17 protein-coding genes, 4 tRNA genes and 1 pseudogene are annotated in these 17,609 nt (G+C 35.8%); all 22 read left to right on the top strand.

The genetic code is table 11. The annotated features are described in order from the left end of the window. The first annotated feature begins 234 nt into the window (after window positions 1-234). The 22 genes and pseudogenes from ACAN53_RS14465 (at window position 235) to ACAN53_RS14360 (ending at window position 17,583) form a co-directional block, all read left to right on the top strand. On the top strand, window positions 235-1,524 hold the full coding sequence (locus tag ACAN53_RS14465; protein WP_379970826.1) for an adenylosuccinate synthase: 1,290 nt from the start codon (window positions 235-237) through the stop codon (window positions 1,522-1,524). A 159-nt stretch (window positions 1,525-1,683) separates the two neighbouring features. Then, window positions 1,684-1,758: transfer RNA gene (locus ACAN53_RS14460), tRNA-Lys, on the top strand. 7 nt (window positions 1,759-1,765) lie between these two features. Then, window positions 1,766-1,837: transfer RNA gene (locus ACAN53_RS14455), tRNA-Glu, on the top strand. Between the two features lie 2 nt (window positions 1,838-1,839). Beyond that, window positions 1,840-1,915, top strand: a tRNA-Asp gene (locus ACAN53_RS14450). A 39-nt stretch (window positions 1,916-1,954) separates the two neighbouring features. Then, window positions 1,955-2,027 (top strand) — tRNA-Phe (locus ACAN53_RS14445). A 217-nt stretch (window positions 2,028-2,244) separates the two neighbouring features. Continuing rightward, a complete protein-coding gene (gene yycF, locus ACAN53_RS14440; RefSeq protein WP_379970825.1) occupies window positions 2,245-2,952 on the top strand; it encodes a response regulator YycF in 708 nt (235 codons plus the stop codon). A gap of 3 nt (window positions 2,953-2,955) precedes the next feature. Further along, window positions 2,956-4,877 (top strand): annotated as a pseudogene (gene walK, locus ACAN53_RS14435) (cell wall metabolism sensor histidine kinase WalK). Then, complete coding sequence (locus ACAN53_RS14430; protein ID WP_379970824.1) at window positions 4,874-6,220, top strand: YycH family regulatory protein; 1,347 nt, start codon at window positions 4,874-4,876, stop codon at window positions 6,218-6,220. The pseudogene walK and the gene ACAN53_RS14430 overlap by 4 nt, the downstream one beginning before the upstream one ends. Beyond that, on the top strand, window positions 6,201-7,016 hold the full coding sequence (locus ACAN53_RS14425) for a two-component system regulatory protein YycI (RefSeq protein WP_379970823.1): 816 nt from the start codon (window positions 6,201-6,203) through the stop codon (window positions 7,014-7,016). Before ACAN53_RS14430 ends, ACAN53_RS14425 begins: the two co-directional genes overlap by 20 nt. Beyond that, window positions 7,013-7,807, top strand: coding sequence for an MBL fold metallo-hydrolase (locus ACAN53_RS14420; protein ID WP_379970822.1), 795 nt, complete (start codon window positions 7,013-7,015; stop codon window positions 7,805-7,807). The genes ACAN53_RS14425 and ACAN53_RS14420 overlap by 4 nt, the downstream gene beginning before the upstream one ends. Window positions 7,808-7,864: 57 nt before the next feature. Then, on the top strand, window positions 7,865-9,070 hold the full coding sequence (locus ACAN53_RS14415) for a S1C family serine protease (RefSeq protein ID WP_379970821.1): 1,206 nt from the start codon (window positions 7,865-7,867) through the stop codon (window positions 9,068-9,070). Between the two features lie 217 nt (window positions 9,071-9,287). Continuing rightward, window positions 9,288-9,767, top strand: coding sequence for a 23S rRNA (pseudouridine(1915)-N(3))-methyltransferase RlmH (rlmH, locus tag ACAN53_RS14410; protein WP_379970820.1), 480 nt, complete (start codon window positions 9,288-9,290; stop codon window positions 9,765-9,767). Between the two features lie 459 nt (window positions 9,768-10,226). After that, window positions 10,227-10,355 (top strand): hypothetical protein, encoded by a 129-nt coding sequence (locus ACAN53_RS14405; protein ID WP_379970819.1) that lies wholly within the window; start codon window positions 10,227-10,229, stop codon window positions 10,353-10,355. A 10-nt stretch (window positions 10,356-10,365) separates the two neighbouring features. Beyond that, a complete protein-coding gene (locus tag ACAN53_RS14400; RefSeq protein ID WP_379970818.1) occupies window positions 10,366-10,521 on the top strand; it encodes a hypothetical protein in 156 nt (51 codons plus the stop codon). Window positions 10,522-10,960: 439 nt separating this feature from the next. Next, window positions 10,961-11,665 (top strand): hypothetical protein, encoded by a 705-nt coding sequence (locus ACAN53_RS14395; RefSeq protein WP_379970817.1) that lies wholly within the window; start codon window positions 10,961-10,963, stop codon window positions 11,663-11,665. After that, window positions 11,658-13,133, top strand: coding sequence for a putative sodium/potassium/calcium exchanger (locus tag ACAN53_RS14390; RefSeq protein WP_379970816.1), 1,476 nt, complete (start codon window positions 11,658-11,660; stop codon window positions 13,131-13,133). The genes ACAN53_RS14395 and ACAN53_RS14390 overlap by 8 nt, the downstream gene beginning before the upstream one ends. Before the next feature lie 261 nt (window positions 13,134-13,394). Beyond that, window positions 13,395-13,583, top strand: a complete 189-nt coding sequence (locus ACAN53_RS14385; protein WP_379970815.1) for a hypothetical protein — start codon at window positions 13,395-13,397, stop codon at window positions 13,581-13,583. A gap of 43 nt (window positions 13,584-13,626) precedes the next feature. Then, window positions 13,627-13,854 (top strand): hypothetical protein, encoded by a 228-nt coding sequence (locus ACAN53_RS14380; protein ID WP_379970814.1) that lies wholly within the window; start codon window positions 13,627-13,629, stop codon window positions 13,852-13,854. Between the two features lie 303 nt (window positions 13,855-14,157). Continuing rightward, window positions 14,158-14,376 (top strand): hypothetical protein, encoded by a 219-nt coding sequence (locus ACAN53_RS14375; RefSeq protein ID WP_379970813.1) that lies wholly within the window; start codon window positions 14,158-14,160, stop codon window positions 14,374-14,376. A gap of 75 nt (window positions 14,377-14,451) precedes the next feature. Next, on the top strand, window positions 14,452-14,688 hold the full coding sequence (locus tag ACAN53_RS14370) for a hypothetical protein (RefSeq protein ID WP_379970811.1): 237 nt from the start codon (window positions 14,452-14,454) through the stop codon (window positions 14,686-14,688). A 783-nt stretch (window positions 14,689-15,471) separates the two neighbouring features. After that, the gene (locus ACAN53_RS14365; RefSeq protein ID WP_379970810.1) at window positions 15,472-16,320 is read left to right on the top strand and encodes a hypothetical protein; all 849 of its coding nucleotides are present in this window, start codon (window positions 15,472-15,474) and stop codon (window positions 16,318-16,320) included. A 486-nt stretch (window positions 16,321-16,806) separates the two neighbouring features. Further along, on the top strand, window positions 16,807-17,583 hold the full coding sequence (locus ACAN53_RS14360; protein ID WP_379970808.1) for a hypothetical protein: 777 nt from the start codon (window positions 16,807-16,809) through the stop codon (window positions 17,581-17,583). Window positions 17,584-17,609: the final 26 nt, after the last annotated feature.

Here is a 17,609-nt window from a genome sequence, read left to right as displayed (position 1 = left end):
TGTGGTTTGTTTCATTTGTTGGTTTGAAAAGAAGGAACATGTTGCATACTAGGACATGTTCCTTTTTTTATGAAAACAATAATTATAAAATCGCTTTCTTAGAAAATAAATCTTTCGTTCACGAACAAAAAATAAAAATATTTAAATAAATGTTCGTATTTATGTTGACTTCTCTTCTCGGTTTGATAAAATGATATTGTTTGAGTTCGTTTGAAAATAGCGGAGGTGCTAGGAATGTCTTCAGTAGTAGTTGTAGGTACACAGTGGGGAGACGAAGGAAAGGGTAAAATTACAGACTTTCTTTCAGAGCATGCAGAAGTAGTTGCTCGTTATCAAGGTGGAAATAACGCAGGTCATACAATTGTGCTGAATGGAAAGCGTTATAAGCTCCAATCAGTTCCTTCTGGCATTTTCTACAGTGACAAAATCTGTGTAATTGGTAATGGAATGGTTGTAAATCCAAAGGCATTAGTGGAAGAACTTACAAATATTCGTAACTTCGGATTTAGCATAGATAATTTACGTATTAGTAATCGTGCACATGTTATTTTACCGTATCATTTAAAGCAAGATGAGCTAGAAGAAGCAAGTAAAGGCGATGACAAGATCGGAACGACGAAAAAAGGAATTGGACCAGCGTATATGGATAAAGTTGGACGTATCGGCATCCGTTTTGCTGACCTACTAGATCGCGATGATTTTTATGCAAAACTTAAAAGAAATCTTGAAGAGAAAAATTGTTTATTTGAAAAAATATATGGTGCAGAAGGCTTCAAGATTGAAGATATTTTTGAAGAATATTATGAGTATGGACAACAAGTGAAACAATATGTAACAGATACTTCTGTTATATTGAACGATGCAATCGATGCAGGACGTAAAGTGTTATTTGAAGGGGCACAGGGATCTATGCTTGATATAGATCAAGGTACATATCCATTCGTTACGTCTTCTAACCCAGTTGCGGGTGGTGTAACAATTGGTTGTGGTATTGGACCAAATAAAATAAGCCGTGTAGTGGGCGTATGTAAAGCATATACAAGTCGCGTTGGAGATGGCCCGTTCCCAACAGAATTGATGGATGAAACAGGACAACAAATTCGTGAAGTTGGTCGTGAATACGGAACAGTTACAGGCAGACCTCGCCGTGTTGGATGGTTTGATAGCGTAGTTGTAAGACACGCACGTCGCATTAGTGGGATTACAGATTTAAGCTTAAATTCTATCGATGTGTTAACAGGTCTTCCAGTAGTAAAAATTTGTGTTGCTTATAAGCACAAAGGCGAAATTATTGAAGAATTTCCTGCAAGCTTCCGCATTTTATCTGAATGTGAACCAGTTTATGAAGAATTCGAAGGCTGGACAGAAGATATTACAGGTGTGAAGAGTTTCGATGATCTTCCAGCTAATGCGAGACATTATGTAGAACGTTTATCTGCACTAACTGGAATTCAATTATCCATGTTCTCAGTTGGACCAGATCGTAACCAAACAAATATTATTCGTAACGTATACGAAAATTAATATTGAAATGTAAGGAAAAAACAGCTATAGTAAAAACGAAAGAACCCATTGTAAGATGGGTTCTTTTTTGATGGGAAAATAAATAATATTAATACTTGCAATAACTTATTGAGATGTGATATTATAATTCTTGTCGTCATAAAAGAATATGACGTGTATGAGCCATTAGCTCAGTGGTAGAGCATCTGACTTTTAATCAGAGGGTCGAAGGTTCAAGTCCTTCATGGCTCACCAAGTATTTGGCCCGTTGGTCAAGCGGTTAAGACACCGCCCTTTCACGGCGGTATCACGGGTTCGATTCCCGTACGGGTCATTGGTTTCGTGGTGTAGTGGTTAACATGCCTGCCTGTCACGCAGGAGATCGCCGGTTCGACCCCGGTCGGAACCGCCATTTTGTTTTACCACATAGGTGGTTTTACATAGATAGTTTGGCTCGGTAGCTCAGTCGGTAGAGCAGAGGACTGAAAATCCTCGTGTCGGCGGTTCGATTCCGTCCCGAGCCACTTTAAAAGGATGCTAGGTGGGCCCACTTAGCATCCTTTTTCATTTTTCATATAGGTGCTGCGGTGATTTGAACTGTATATGTTTGTTGAATAGGAAAATGATTTCCATTTTACAAATATCGTTGTATCTTTTAGAATATAGAGTAAGACCGCCTCTAGCAGAAGCTAGAGGTTTTTCTATAAAAGGCATGAAATTCTCTTTTGGAGGAATGAATATATGATGGGAAAAAAAATCTTGGTCGTCGATGATGAAAAGCCAATTGCTGATATTTTAAAGTTTAATCTAGAAAAAGAAGGATTTGAAATTATTGTTGCGTACGACGGAGAAGAAGCAATCGAAAAAATAGAGAGCGAACAACCTGACATGGTTCTTTTAGATATTATGTTACCTGGTAAAGACGGTTTAGAAGTATGCCGCGAAGTAAGAAAAAACTATGAGATGCCGATTATAATGCTAACGGCTAAGGATTCAGAAATTGATAAAGTTCTTGGTCTTGAGCTTGGTGCGGATGATTATGTTACGAAACCATTCAGTACCCGTGAACTGTTGGCTCGTGTGAAAGCAAACCTGAGAAGACATCAGCAAGGAGCCGGAGCGGAAAAAGAAGAAACATCTGAAATAACAATTGGGACAATTGTTATTAACCCGAACGCATACAGTGTTACAAAACGAGAAGAAAACATTGAACTCACACACCGTGAATTTGAATTGCTACATTATTTAGCAAATCACTTGGGACAAGTTATGACGCGCGAGCATCTCCTTCAAACCGTATGGGGATATGATTATTTCGGAGATGTACGTACCGTGGATGTAACCGTGCGCCGGCTACGTGAAAAAATTGAAGATAATCCGAGTCATCCTACATTAATTGTTACACGAAGAGGCGTAGGGTATTATCTTCGTGACCCTGAACAGGAGTAACGTATGAAGAAGGTAGGATTTTTTCAATCTATCCATTTAAAATTTGTTTTAATTTATATGCTCCTCATCTTGCTTGCCATGCAAATTATAGGAATTTATTTCGTAAAACAGTTAGAAGATAAATTAGTCAAAAATTTTCAGTCTTCCATTACAAAACGAGCTGATTTATTAGCCTATAATTTAGAGCAAGAGTTTACGAAAGAACGAGATAAATCTGATTCTATTGATGTTGCTATAAAAAAACTGACGATGGAATTTAGCTCTAACGCTAAGGATGAAGTAAAGGAAGTGCGTTTTATAGATGAAAATAGTCGCGTTGTGGCGACCTCAGACCAGAATAATCAAGGAATTGAAGGAAAGAAAACAACAGAACCACTTGTGAAGAGAACCTTTATTTCCGGTGCTGAGGATGAACGAATTGAAGTAGACCCTACAACTGGGCAACGTATGTACGTAAAAGCTGTTCCTGTGAAAGTTAATGGAAGCACAAAAGGTGTTATCTATTCGATTTCATCAATGGAAGGCGTATACGCTCAGATGAAAGATATCAATCAAATTTTTGCTACCGGTACAGTAATTGCTTTGCTAGTCACAGCTTTCCTTGGAATTTTTCTAGCACAGACAATTACAAGACCGATTTCCGAAATGCGCAAACAGGCATTAGAAATGGCAAGAGGAAATTTTTCACGAAAAGTTAAAGTGTATGGATATGATGAAATTGGACAGCTTACACTAGCCTTTAATAACTTGTCAAAAAAATTACAGCAAGCGCGGTCTTCAACAGAGAGTGAACGACGAAAACTTACCTCAGTACTATCTCATATGACCGATGGTGTTATTGCTACGGATCGAAATGGATATATTATTTTGTTAAATGATCCCGCCGAAAAAATGCTGAATGTTTCACGTGAAACAGCTTTGGATCAACCCATTTTAGAAATACTAGGTATTCAAGATGAATATACATTAGATAATTTATTTGAAGAGCCAGATTCGGTTCTACTAGACTTTAGTACACGAGATGAAACGTATATGCTACGTGCGAGCTTTTCTGTTATTCAAAAGGAAACGGGGAAGGCAAACGGGTTAATTGCCGTTTTATATGATGTCACAGAACAAGAGCAAATCAACGGGGAACGAAGAGAATTCGTTGCAAATGTTTCACACGAATTGCGAACCCCACTTACGACCATGCGCAGCTATTTAGAAGCGCTAAGTGACGGAGCGTGGATGGATCCGAATATTGCCCCTAATTTTCTATCCGTCGCACAGGATGAAACAGAACGAATGATTCGACTCGTTAATGATCTTCTACAGCTTTCCAAGATGGATAGCGCTGAATATGTTCTTATGAAGGATTGGGTTGACTTTACCGAATTCTTTAGTAATATTATCGATCGCTTTGAAATGGCTAAGGATCAAAATGTAAGCTTTAAGCGAGCGTTTTCTAAAAAGGAACGTTTTCTTAAAATCGACGAGGATAAAATTACACAGGTATTGTATAACATTATTTCGAATGCCTTAAAATACTCACCAGAAGGTGGAACAGTTACCTACCGTCTTCGTGAACGTGGTGATTTGCTAGAAGTCAGCATTAGTGATCAAGGAATGGGTATTCCAAAGGAAAATGTAGATAAAATTTTTGATCGGTTTTATCGCGTTGATAAAGCGCGATCAAGAAAAATGGGTGGAACAGGTCTTGGCCTTGCTATAGCGAAAGAAATGATTGAGGNCGGTTTTATCGCGTTGATAAAGCGCGATCAAGAAAAATGGGTGGAACAGGTCTTGGCCTTGCTATAGCGAAAGAAATGATTGAGGCACATGGGGGTAAAATTTGGGCCAAGAGTGAAGAAGGAAAAGGAACGACAATTTATTTCACACTTTTAATCGATAAAGAAAATGAAAATGAGGATGACTGGGGATGAATACGGAAACCTTCAAAACCACTATTCTTATTAATTTAGTAGTTATCAGTTTGTTTTTAACCTATAGTTTGTGGACAATCAAACCACCATTAAATGCTGTACAAAGTCAAAAATATATTCAAGATGTTCCCACTATGACGAAAAAGGAAATTGCAAATCTAATCGCTCCTTATCGTATTCTGTATCATAAAGAAAATACACATATTGCAACAGAACAGAGTGCTTATGTTAATGCGATGTATAATGCGTTAGAAAAAGGAGAATTTCAGGATTTTAAAGATATTTCAACAAAAGTCGATAAGAACGCATTTCTTTCCTTTGTACATGGTAAGGATAAATTAGAAATTGTGTTTCCAACTGAAATACCGTTTGATACGATTAAAAAAGTTCAAACGATAAAAGAAAAAAACGTAAGTGATTATAGCTTTGATCGAATTGTTATTTCATTTCAGGGTATGCATGATGATGACATAAAGACGTATTTCGTTTCTTACGATACACAAAAGATATATGAAATGACCTTAAAGAATATTTCTGTAAAGGATTTAGAAAATTTACGAGATCAATACGTATTAAAATCAGGAATAGAATACACGGAGTATGCAACTAATGAAAACCATGCGATATTTTTGCCAAAGGAAAATGTGGAAATGCCGCGCATGCTCTATGTGACCTCGAAATTACAAGAAGATGTATTTCGAGATTCATTATTTAATGATACGCGATACGTAAAGAAGGACACATCCGAAATTGAGGATTCGTACACAGACGGAACGCGGCTGATGAGGATTTCAAAAGGGACACAAATGCTTACCTATATGAACCCTTCCATAACAAATACGATATATGATGATGGCACACTTGTTCAAAAGAGTATTGACTACACGAATAATCATGGTGGATGGTCAGATACGTATCACTTTTATTCAATGAATGCAAGGGAAGGGAAAACAACGTTTCGTTTGTATGCAGATAATAGTTATCCCGTTTTCAGCTCAAGTGGAATGGCAACTTTGCAGCAAGTATGGGGAAATGAGGAGCCGAGTCTATATAATCGTCCCTTATTTAAGCTATCATTTCGTGGGGAGTATGAAAAAACAGAATTACCATCTGGAACGTCCGTTATTTCTCTTTTAGAAAAAATGAAAGATGCAAATATGAATCAAATTACCAACATACAAATTGGTTATGAAATGAACCCGGAATCGAACACGAATAATGTTCAAGTAAGTGCAGTACGTTTAGAACCGATATGGATCATTTCATATGGGAACACGTATAAAAAATTAGATTGGAACCAGAACAATGGAGGAGGAGCTTTAGTTGGATTGGAGCAAAATTAAGATAATTTTCATTCTTACATTTTTTGTCCTAGATCTGGTCCTCCTCGTTCAATTTATTCAAAAACGAACGAGCAATCAGTGGGAGCTGATGGCAGTTACTTCTTTAGATGATCGGTTAGAAGCTGATAAAATTACCTACACCAATTTACCAAAGGAGCCGACAAAAGAATCGTATATTACCGGTAAAAGCAGAGAATTCAAAGAAGAGGAACTGCGTACATTAAAAAACCAATATGCTACTTTAAGTGACTCCAATACAATTATTAGTAAATTCAAAGATCCTATAGTTTTGCCGAAAAATGATAAAGGATATTATTTTGATGAGTTTCTTCGGACGTATGTGATAGATGGTGCAAAGTATAAGTATTGGAATACAGATGAAAAAGAAAAGAAAATATACTTTTTTCAGCAATATCAAACGAAGAATATATTTTATAATAAAAATGCAGCATTAGTCGTGGATTTAAATGATAAAAATGAAATTGTTTCATATACACAAACGATGCTAAGTGATGTAACGGATATGGGAGGGTCTAATACACAGGAGGATATCATTACTTCTGCAAAAGCCCTGGAAACATTATACCTAAAAAACCAAATAGCAGCGGGAAGTAAAATAACAAAGGTAGAAATCGGATACTATACAGTCGTCATCCCTTCATCCTTAGGTGTTCAAGTAATTGCACCAACCTGGCACTTTGTTGTAAACAACGAAAGTGATTATTTTGTTAATGCAATTGAGGGACAAGTCATTAAAAATGGTAAGGACGGCACGCAATGGAGTGAAGTAAAATGAGTTTACAATTTAGCATTCTTGCTAGCGGAAGTTCAGGCAATATTTTATATGTAGGAACCGACAAACAAAAGTTATTAGTAGATGTGGGACTGAGCGGAAAGCAGACAGAAGCACTAATGAACCAAGTACAAGCTAGTCTTTCTGATATTTCCGGAATTTTAGTAACGCATGAGCACAGTGATCATATTAAGGGATTGGGTGTTGTAGCACGTAAATATAAGCTACCCATTTATGCCAATGAAAAAACATGGAAAGCGATGGAATCCCATATTGGCACCATTCCTATGGAACAGAAATTCATTTTTTCAACAGGAACAGTTCAATCATTCGGCGATATTGAAGTAGAATCGTTTGGAGTATCTCATGATGCGGCAGAACCAATGTTTTATACCTTTCATCATGAAGGTAGAAAATTAGCGCTGATTACCGATACAGGATATGTAAGTGATCGAATGAAGGGTGTTATTAAAGGAGCCAATGTGTTTGTTTTTGAAAGCAATCACGACGTAGAAATGCTTCGGATGGGCCATTATCCTTGGAATATTAAACGAAGAATACTAAGTGATGTCGGGCATGTTTCGAACGAAGATGCAGCTCTTGCCATGTCGGATGTGATTACTGATGATACAAAGCATGTGTACTTGGCACATTTAAGTAAAGATAATAATATGAAAGAGCTGGCGCAAATGGCCGTCTCACAAGTATTAGAATCACAAGGTTTGCCAGTGGGACATGAATTTTACCTTCATGATACAGATCCAAATGTACCGACAAAAATTCAATACGTATAATCTATCCTTTTCGTAAACAATAAGAAAAATGTTTGCGAAAAGGATAGGTGAAACCATATGTCTTTCTTTGAAGAAGATGATTCAAATGAGCGAACTGGAAACCGATTTCTACAGAAAAAGGTTATATTCTCTGGGGTTGCCGGATTACTGTTAGGTGCAACATTGTTTGCCTTCATGGTACCTACGTTTACACGTATGGGGTGGATTCAAGAAAATGGGCAAACGGAAGCGAGTGAGTATCGTAACCTTGCCGCGGCTCCGAAATCCCAAAATGGTGTGAATGTAGACATCCGATCCGGCTTTGTCGATGCAGTTGATAAATCATCAGATGCCGTTGTCGGTGTCATTAATATTCAGCATGATAGCTTTTCTGAAAGCGATGCAGAGGCAGGAACTGGTTCTGGAGTGATTTATAAAAAAGAAAATGGCAATGCCTACGTTGTTACCAATCATCATGTAGTAGACGGAGCAACCCGAATTGAAGTAAGTTTAAGTGATGGGAAGAAAGTACCTGTTACGCTGCTAGGTAGCGATATTGTAATGGACTTAGCGGTACTGCAAATGGATGAAAAGTATGCAAGCAAAGTAATCGAGCTAGGCGATAGCAATACGGTAAAGCGCGGAGAGCCTGCAATTGCAATTGGTAATCCACTTGGGCTTGATTTTTCAGGAACCGTTACGCAAGGTATTATTTCTGCCAATGAACGCATTGTCCCTGTGGACTTAGATAAAGACGGTCACTATGATTGGCAAGTCGAGGTACTTCAGACGGATGCCGCCATTAATCCGGGGAATAGTGGAGGAGCCCTTATCAACGCAGCCGGGCAACTCATTGGTATCAATAGTATGAAAATTGCTGCAAAATCTGTCGAAGGAATTGGACTCGCTATTCCGATCACAAGGGCTATCCCGATTATTGATGAACTACAGAAAACGGGTAAAGTGCAGCGACCTTATTTAGGAGTAGAATTGCGCTCGCTTGATGAAATACCCGGTTACTATTGGAAGAAGACATTGCAATTGCCTGACTCGGTTACCTATGGTGTGGCTGTGTTAGATATGCGAAGCCCTTCGCCAGCTGTAACGGGTGGAATGAAGGAATATGACGTAATTGTTGCCGTAGACGGACAACCCGTTCATAATATCACTGAATTTCGAACGCTACTGTACAAAAAGAAGATAGGTGATAAAATGGGGCTGACCTTCTACAGAGGGACAAAGCAGGAGTCCATTACGGTTACACTGGAAAGCGGGAATTACTAATTCACAGGAGAGCTATCTCTCCTGTTTTTTTCTGGGTATAGCAGAAAGAAAAGAAATTCTTCACAGTGTGGATAACTAGGTGAAAAGCTGTGAATATCGTAAAAAACGTGGAATAGATATGGTGCCGAACATAAATTCCTACACAATATGTGGATGAAATCTGTGGATATGTTGATAACTTCTGTGGATAAGATGTTTGTAAAGAGGTGAATGTGTTGTGAATATCACAATTGTATCAGTTGGAAAGTTAAAAGAAAAATACCTAAAACAAGGAATTGATGAGTATAAAAAACGTTTATCTGCATATGCAAAAATGGATTTACTTGAGATATCTGATGAAAAAGCACCAGAAAACCTAAGCGAAGCAGAAATGGAAATCGTAAAAGAAAAAGAAGGCACACGAATTCTAGAAAAAATCGCGGATGACGCATATGTCATCGCCCTAGCAATCGAAGGAAGCATGAAATCATCAGAAGAACTCGCCGAAACCATCGACAAACTCGCTACATATGGGACAAGCAAAATAACCTTTGTCATCGGCGGATCACTTGGACTTAGTAAAGACGTATTAAAGCGGGCGAATGAGAAGCTATCTTTTTCAAAAATGACGTTTCCGCACCAATTGATGCGATTGATTTTGCTGGAGCAGGTGTACCGGGCTTATCGGATTAATCGGGGTGAACCGTACCATAAGTAAATGAGGTTTTTATGCTACAACAAACTTTTTCTATAGAATAATTAAGAAGAATTAATTATTATTAGTAGACCGCTTAAAAAGCTGGAAGAGGAATTATTAGATGAACGTTTGGTTCCCATAGAATCCCAACTAAAGGGGGATAGTAGGCAAAACATATCATTTGAACTTGTCAAAAATGTTATGAATAATTTTGTTGATAGCTATAAAAAGACTATTACAAAGGAACAGAGAAAACCGCTATTATGATTATTGATTAAACAAATAACAATCTCAAAGAACCGAAAGATTGATAAAATACAAATACAGTTGAATAACGCAGTAGTTAAGCATTTAGATATAAAGAAAGAAGGGCAATCATCTGATGAGGATGATTGCCCTTCTTCATTTTGTATATATATTAACTTATAAGCTAGGTAAATGATACGATAATACTAAATATGCGAAGATAGGTGATATAAAATGTTCATGAAGAGATCAACTGTATTTGTGTTTGATACAGAAGAAGAAAGACAAGCTTTTTTAAATTGGGTAACTGGACCTTCTGAACCATCAGAAGGACTAAACAATCTAAAACGCTTAATAGCATAAGCAAAAGCAATTGATGAAAAGCTTTGCTGCAAAACGTGCTTTAGCTTCACAGTTAGATAATCTTCATGACATGTTGAAACATGCAACACCATTACCAGTTGATGAAAACGGTAGTGTGATAGTAGATCCAAATAATCCTGCTCATAGAGATTGGATGGATGAATAAGTCTAGTAATCGAAAGATAACCATAGGTTTATAAAATACAGTAGAAGGCATTTGGCTTATAAGAAAGAAGGGCAATCATTTGATGAGGATGATTGCTCTTTTTCTTTTTCTATATATCGGTCTATAAAAGGTGGTGTGTTTCCAAATTGAATTATTTACAGCAGGGGTATTTTTGGGGATTACAGCCTGCTTTTATCAGAGTGAAGAAAAGGTAGATTAATTCTATGTAGAAAACATTACTTTTTGTTTATACGATGTATTGGTAAATAGGAATTCCTTTGCTGTAGAGTTTTCATGATTTAATGACTATGAACTAACCGATCCAGTAAATTGATAAAGGTAAACCCTAAAAAAGTTGATTTTCCACCCCGAATTCCACTTACTATGGAAGTGTATTTGCTCTACAATTATCTTATCGATATATGAAAGGGGTTATAACATGTCTGTATTCGAAGACAATGGGGAAATGAAACAAGGGATTCCAAGGAAGTGGTTTGCAATAGAATTCGCTAGTCTAGATTTTAATAACGATGAAGAACTTAACAATTTTCTAGAAAGTTGGGAACCGAAATACTCTCTTAATGTTGCATTTCCTGGTGATTGGTACAATATAAGGATGTTTGAATTTATACATAATCAGTTAGATAATGATGAGAAAATGAACTTAGATTGTAAAAGCGTAATTATGAAATATCGTTCTAAATTAATTCCATTCCAGTTGGAGATTCGCTCTTTTATCGATAGTTTTATTCAGACGGCTGAAATTAGTCGGCAGCAAACAGGAATAGTTAAGTTCATTAATATGGTAGCCCCAGAAAAAACTGAAAGATTAAATGAAATATTAAAGAAAATTCGGTTTTCTATTCAACCACAATTACTAGAGGGATATAAGATAGTCCAAGTTATAGCACCAGATTTTAAAGACTTTGAATGCTGTTTATACTACAACTTTATAGAGTATTTAAATACACATCATTCTGTTCTGAAATGTGCACATTGTGGACAGTATATTAGTAATCCAAGTCGCTATCAGTTAGCAAATTCTCAAAAAGGATATCCTACGGTTCACCAAAGTTGTCAAAGAGAATATAAACTTTCTAAAGATAGAAGTAGAAAATCGAAAGGGAGTGGGAGAAATGAATAATGAAAATCTATTCAATACAGGCGCTCATTCCATGAATCAATGGGCAGAGCAAAATGAATGGACAGAGCAAAATGAATGGACAGAGCAAAATGAATGGACAGAGCAAAATGAATGGACAGAGCAAAATGAATGGACAGAGCAAAATGAATGGACAGAGCAAAATGAATGGACAGAGCAAAATGAATGGACAGAGCAAAATGAATGGACAGAGCAAAATGAATGGACAGAGCAAAATGAATGGACAGAGCAAAATGAATGGACAGAGCAAAATGAATGGACAGAGCAAAATGAATGGACAGAGCAAAATGAATGGACAGAGCAAAATGAATGGACAGAGCAAAATGAATGGACAGAGCAAAATGAATGGACAGAGCAAAATGAATGGACAGAGCAAAATGAATGGACAGAGCAAAATGAATGGACAGAGCAAAATGAATGGACAGAGCAAAATGAATGGACAGAGCAAAATGAATGGACAGAGCAAAATGAATGGACAGAGCAAAATGAATGGACAGAGCAAAATGAATGGACAGAGCAAAATGAATGGACAGAGCAAAATGAATGGACAGAGCAAAATGAATGGACAGAGCAAAATGAATGGACAGAGCAAAATGAATGGACAGAGCAAAATGAATGGACAGAGCAAAATGAATGGACAGAGCAAAATGAATGGACAGAGCAAAATGAATGGACAGAGCAAAATGAATGGACAGAGCAAAATGAATGGACAGAGCAAAATGAATGGACAGAGCAAAATGAATGGACAGAGCAAAATGAATGGACAGAGCAAAATGAATGGACAGAGCAAAATGAATGGACAGAGCAAAATGAATGGACAGAGCAAAATGAATGGACAGAGCAAAATGAATGGACAGAGCAAAATGAATGGACAGAGCAAAATGAATGGGCAGAGCAAAATGAATGGACAGAGCAAAATGAATGGGCAGAGCAAAATGAATGGTCTGAACAAGACCTATGTCAAGAAAGGGTAAATAATGTAGAAATTTATGCAGATAAAATGAAAGGCTTTAGTGGTCATAATAGAATATTCCAGTATTGTAGTAATGACGCTAAAAAAGTGCTTGTTGATAACCAAAAAACTAATAATGCTAGCTTTGTGTCTTCTAATAATCCGATGTATCTGGTAGACGGCGTTATTTTTCGGTCTATGGGAGAGGTCCTTCTTTTTGAACCACTTAAAAAGGCTGGGGTTCTATTCTTTCCAAATTGTAGGGCCGTGTTGGGTTCATATAAGCGAGAGCCGGATTATTTGGTCATTCTAGATGGGAAAGCTGCCGTGCTCAACATTGTAAGTGATTGTACACATACAGTAGCTAAAGATGCTATCGCAAATAGGTGGTATCTAAATAGTGGGCTTCATGTGAGATCTTACACTACAGACGAATGTAAAAAATATCCTGACTGGGTCGTTGAGGATTTTCTTCTTTGGTTACGTGGCAATGGGTAAGTTTAAAGGAAGAGCTTCTAGATTGATAGTAGCCAAACAATCACACATACACAACAGAAATTTTGTGTCCACCTTTTGAAAGTGGTAAAAATTATTTATGTGAGAACAAAGGATACAAGTAATCTGAATATGGTATGAATGTTTTAAGTAAAAACATGGTTGTCCTTTCCCTTATTTATACTCGCTTCTCCAAATAAAGTACATGTTATGTATTTAATTTTATATTTCCAAGAAACTGTATGTTGTAGGGGGAGATATGATTTGACTTTGATGGAAATCGTTATTCTAATAACTTCAGTCATGTTTATTTCAATCATATACGTGATTATCATTACGAAAGGGAAGCCATTAGAACGACGATTAGATTTAGCAACTAAAGTTGGTGTTCCTCTTGGTTCCGTAATGTCTATTATCGCTTTTATATTAGTCAGATTTTATATACATATTTAAAAGTTTTCATGGTGTGGTGATAGAAATGAGGAAGAGAAGGAAAATGCGCAAGAAGGTAGTTAGAAAACCTATTCTTCCATCTTATTTAAATCGAAAAGCGCAACGTTCTGTTTCATCAGTAATACGAACACAAGAAATGAATGCTATGATTGCGGATGCATTTAACTTAAAGGAATTATTAAAAGATTCCAGAGTACTTCCAGTTAACGAAAAAGGTCAATATATTCTCGATCCAAACAATGCTTCAGATAGAGATTGGATTGAAGATTAGGTTTATAAAATATAGTTGTTATATAGGCTGCTTTTAATAGAATTAATGGGTTTAGATTATTAAAAACAATTTAGGCTTAATGCAATAGAAAGCAATTAGGCATAAAAAAAGAAGGGCAATTATACATAAGGATGATTGCCCTTCTTCTTTTTGTATATATATCGATCTATGAAAGGGGGTGAGAAGCTGATGTGATTTATTACCACTATACAAAGAACTAGAGATTTTACTTATCTGTAAATCCTGTAATTCTTTCTATTATACAATAGAAGAAACTATTCTATTAGTAGGAGGAGATATTTTTTGGATAATTGGATAATCGTTCTATGCTGCTTGATTATTATATATTCGACTCATTTATATGTAATGTCTATAACAAGAGGAAAGTCTTTTGAACGAAGATTACAATTAGCTACATGGATTGGAGCCACCGTAGGAGGAATACTGGCAGGTCTGGCTGTGCTAATAGGAGAACATTTGGCCCATTGGTCTTACATAACTAAACTACTAGTAGGACATTAATGTTATTTAGGTCATTACATAAACTATTACCACTTATCTGATTGTGAGGGGATGAAAATGAGGAGGAGAAGAAAAATGCGCAATGTTGCTCTTAAAAAGTCGCGATTTTCTTATGCGCCTAGTAAGAGATATAGATCATCATTAGTCAAAGAATTAACAACAGAAGAAACACAACGCATTAACAGAGCATTAGGTGCTCGATTAAATCATTTTGATGAAATGTTTAAAAATATACAACCACTACCATATGATGAACAAGGTATTATATTAGATCCCAATAATCCTGCTCACAGAGATTGGATGGAGGACTAGGTTTATAAGATACAGTTGTAATAAAGAATGCTTTTATTTAACAGAGTTAACAGGTTCAGGATATTGAAACAATCGGGGCTTTGTAAAAGGCTTGTTTTTATATTTAAATTCAAGGCTGGTTGATTTTTACTTTAGAACATGTAGTGGGAATACCCAAATGAATGTAGCTGATTTAAAATCAATAAAATATCTCTACAATTGAATCATGCAGTAGTAAAGCATTTAGGTATAAAGAAAGAAGGGCAATCATCTGATGAGGATGATTGCCCTTCTTCTTTTTGTATATATATCAATCTATGAAAAGGGGGTGAGGTGGTTTGACTCCAATTGAATTATTTACAGCAGGTGTGATTTTTGGGATAACAGCTTATTTTTCGGCAAAGAAGAAAAGATAGATTTGATCTACGATACTAAAAATGAGGTGAAAAAATGGGATATTTCCTATTAGGTGTTGGAGTTGGGATTGGAGTGAGTATTCTAGTAGAAATTGTAGAATCCAGTATCTTAGAAGTAGGGTAAGTGTTTAATATATCTGAGTGCATCGTTATTTTTATTTTTAACGATGCATTTGGAATAATTATATAAAGAATTAACTATGTACGCTAAATAGAACTTTTGAATAATAGTTAAATACGTCAAGTACTGTAAAAACTTGTTTAATAGTGAAATATTGGTTGTTATATTGTTATATTTTGCTAATATTAATATATGCATTGTTATAATGCAATACTAAGTAATATTTGTTGTCAGCAAGGATTATTCTATGGAAATAGGGGAGAAAAAATGAAAAAATTAGTTGTTCTTTTAGGAATCGTACTACTTTTTATAACAGGATGTAGTAATGACACTTTTAATAAGGCAGTAGAACAAGGAAAATTAGCTATAGCAAGCAAGGAATATGATAAAGCGTTAGCATCATTTCAATTAGCATTGGATGAGAAAAAAGATGATAAAGATACAAAAACTTTATATGAACAAACTAAAGAAATGGTACAGGCTATTAAGAGCCAATCAGATTCAAAAGTAGACGATGCAATTAAATCATTTGAACAAGTAGAGAAAACAAGTGGTGGTTCTGATACTTTGAAAATGCAAGCAAAAGATGCAAGGGAAGCTCTAGTAGCTCAAAAACAAAAACAAGACCAATATAATAATCAATTAGCAAAAGCTGACGAATTAAAGGGCAATCAAAAGTATGCAGAGGCAAAGGATATATTGAATACTATTGTGACAGAAACAAAAGATAAAGATTATCTTAAAGCGATTAATCAAAAGGCAACTGAAATGATTACTGCAATAGATCAAGAAGTAGCAAAAGTAGAATCAGACAAAGCAGCAGCTGAAGCTAAGAAAAAAGAAGAAGAGGCTAAGGTGGCTGACGCAGTAAAACAAAAACAACAGCAACAGCAACAACAGGTAGCATTTACAGGAGAGCAAGCTGTTTCATACGCCAAAAAGAAATATGATGATAGTAATGGTGATACATTGTATAGTTATTCTACAGATGTTAAGGAAGAGAACGGAAAGAAATACTACCAAGTTTTCTTAAAGTCGAAGTCTATGCAACAAGCAGGTGGAAATGGGAATCTATTTTTCGTTAAAGTTTTTGAAGACGGTACAATTATTGAATGAAAATTAACTAGATTAAATAAGCTAGTTCTTCTTTTTGTTAATAGATAGCTTAATATCCATTATAGATCTTTTAAAAGGTTTAGAATTTTAGGTCAAAAAAACGAGAGATTGATACAATACAAATACAGTTGAATATTGGGTAGTTAAGTATTTAATACAAAGAAAGAAGAGTGTAATTATCTGATGAAAGTGCCTGAGTTTGTAAATGTATGTAATGAAGTAAAATGTAATTTTTAATCCGTTTGTTTAATGTATCAAGGGGGACTATTTATGAACCAATTTGGAAGTCCTGTAAAGAAAATGATAAACTTGCGGCAATGTTTTATGGTCAAATTCTTTATAAAGTAATGATAGATAGACCTGAATCATGGTTGTTCGGAGATTATCCCCATGCTAAAGGTAAAACTTATTTTAAGCCTTCAACCCCAATTTAGCTCAATAAATTTAGAATTAGGATATAAATAATTCATATGAGAAGAGGATATAATGGCTAACAAGATAATTAAGTTCTTAATTGAATCAGGGGCAGAAATTACGGGTGCTTCAACAGGAGCAATAATTGGTACAACTATAGCGGGTCCAGCCGGTACAGTAATAGGTGCAATGGGGGGACTTGTTGCCGAAAAGGCTTTCACGAAATTAGGTGAAGAGATTCAAGGGAGAGTCTTATCTAAAAGAGAAAGTAAAAAGGTAGGTGCAACATCAACATATGCGCTAGAAAAAATAAGAGATAACTTATCTACTGGTAAGGAATTACGAAATGATGATTTCTTTGATTTAGACCAATCAGACCGTTCGGACGCAGATGAAGTTATTGAAGGAGTAATATTTTCAGCCCAAAGGGAGCACGAGGAAAAGAAATTAAAATACTACGGAAACATGCTTGCTAATATCGCATTCGATGAATCAATCAGCAAAGAGCAAGCAAATCAATTAATTAAAATATCTACTGAATTAACTTATAGGCAATTATGTATTCTACGTATGATTGTAATGAAGGATGCATTATCATTAAGAACAAGCGATTTTAGAGGTACAGGTATTTCAGGATTTCCTCTGATTTCATTATTAAATGAAATTTATGATTTGTATAATAAAGGTCTAATAAATTCTGGTGGGGAAGTTTTGTTGGGAATAACGGATGTAAATCCCTCCAAATTAGAAATTCAGGGTATGGGAGTATTACTTTATAATTTAAAAGAGTTATGGACAATTGAACAAAGTGAAATAATAAAAACAGCTAGTTTACTTTTCAACACTTAATGCAAAAACCTCATTTAGATACACTA

The sequence above is a fragment of the Ectobacillus soli genome, from assembly GCF_042610425.1.
In the GTDB taxonomy this organism is placed as follows: Bacteria; Bacillota; Bacilli; order Bacillales; family Bacillaceae_G; genus Ectobacillus.
Note: the sequence above shows the minus strand (reverse complement) of the source record. Positions and strands in the feature narration are given on the sequence as shown.

What these genes read in the sequence shown, in the direction of transcription:
- ACAN53_RS14465 (WP_379970826.1), top strand. Translation starts at nt 235, where the DNA reads ATGTCTTCAGTAGTAGTTGTAGGTACACAGTGGGGAGACGAAGGAAAG.
- yycF (WP_379970825.1), top strand. Translation starts at nt 2,245, where the DNA reads ATGATGGGAAAAAAAATCTTGGTCGTCGATGATGAAAAGCCAATTGCT.
- ACAN53_RS14430 (WP_379970824.1), top strand. Translation starts at nt 4,874, where the DNA reads ATGAATACGGAAACCTTCAAAACCACTATTCTTATTAATTTAGTAGTT.
- ACAN53_RS14420 (WP_379970822.1), top strand. Translation starts at nt 7,013, where the DNA reads ATGAGTTTACAATTTAGCATTCTTGCTAGCGGAAGTTCAGGCAATATT.
- ACAN53_RS14415 (WP_379970821.1), top strand. Translation starts at nt 7,865, where the DNA reads ATGTCTTTCTTTGAAGAAGATGATTCAAATGAGCGAACTGGAAACCGA.
- ACAN53_RS14405 (WP_379970819.1), top strand. Translation starts at nt 10,227, where the DNA reads ATGTTCATGAAGAGATCAACTGTATTTGTGTTTGATACAGAAGAAGAA.
- ACAN53_RS14395 (WP_379970817.1), top strand. Translation starts at nt 10,961, where the DNA reads ATGTCTGTATTCGAAGACAATGGGGAAATGAAACAAGGGATTCCAAGG.
- ACAN53_RS14390 (WP_379970816.1), top strand. Translation starts at nt 11,658, where the DNA reads ATGAATAATGAAAATCTATTCAATACAGGCGCTCATTCCATGAATCAA.
- ACAN53_RS14380 (WP_379970814.1), top strand. Translation starts at nt 13,627, where the DNA reads ATGCGCAAGAAGGTAGTTAGAAAACCTATTCTTCCATCTTATTTAAAT.
- ACAN53_RS14370 (WP_379970811.1), top strand. Translation starts at nt 14,452, where the DNA reads ATGCGCAATGTTGCTCTTAAAAAGTCGCGATTTTCTTATGCGCCTAGT.
- ACAN53_RS14365 (WP_379970810.1), top strand. Translation starts at nt 15,472, where the DNA reads ATGAAAAAATTAGTTGTTCTTTTAGGAATCGTACTACTTTTTATAACA.
- ACAN53_RS14360 (WP_379970808.1), top strand. Translation starts at nt 16,807, where the DNA reads ATGGCTAACAAGATAATTAAGTTCTTAATTGAATCAGGGGCAGAAATT.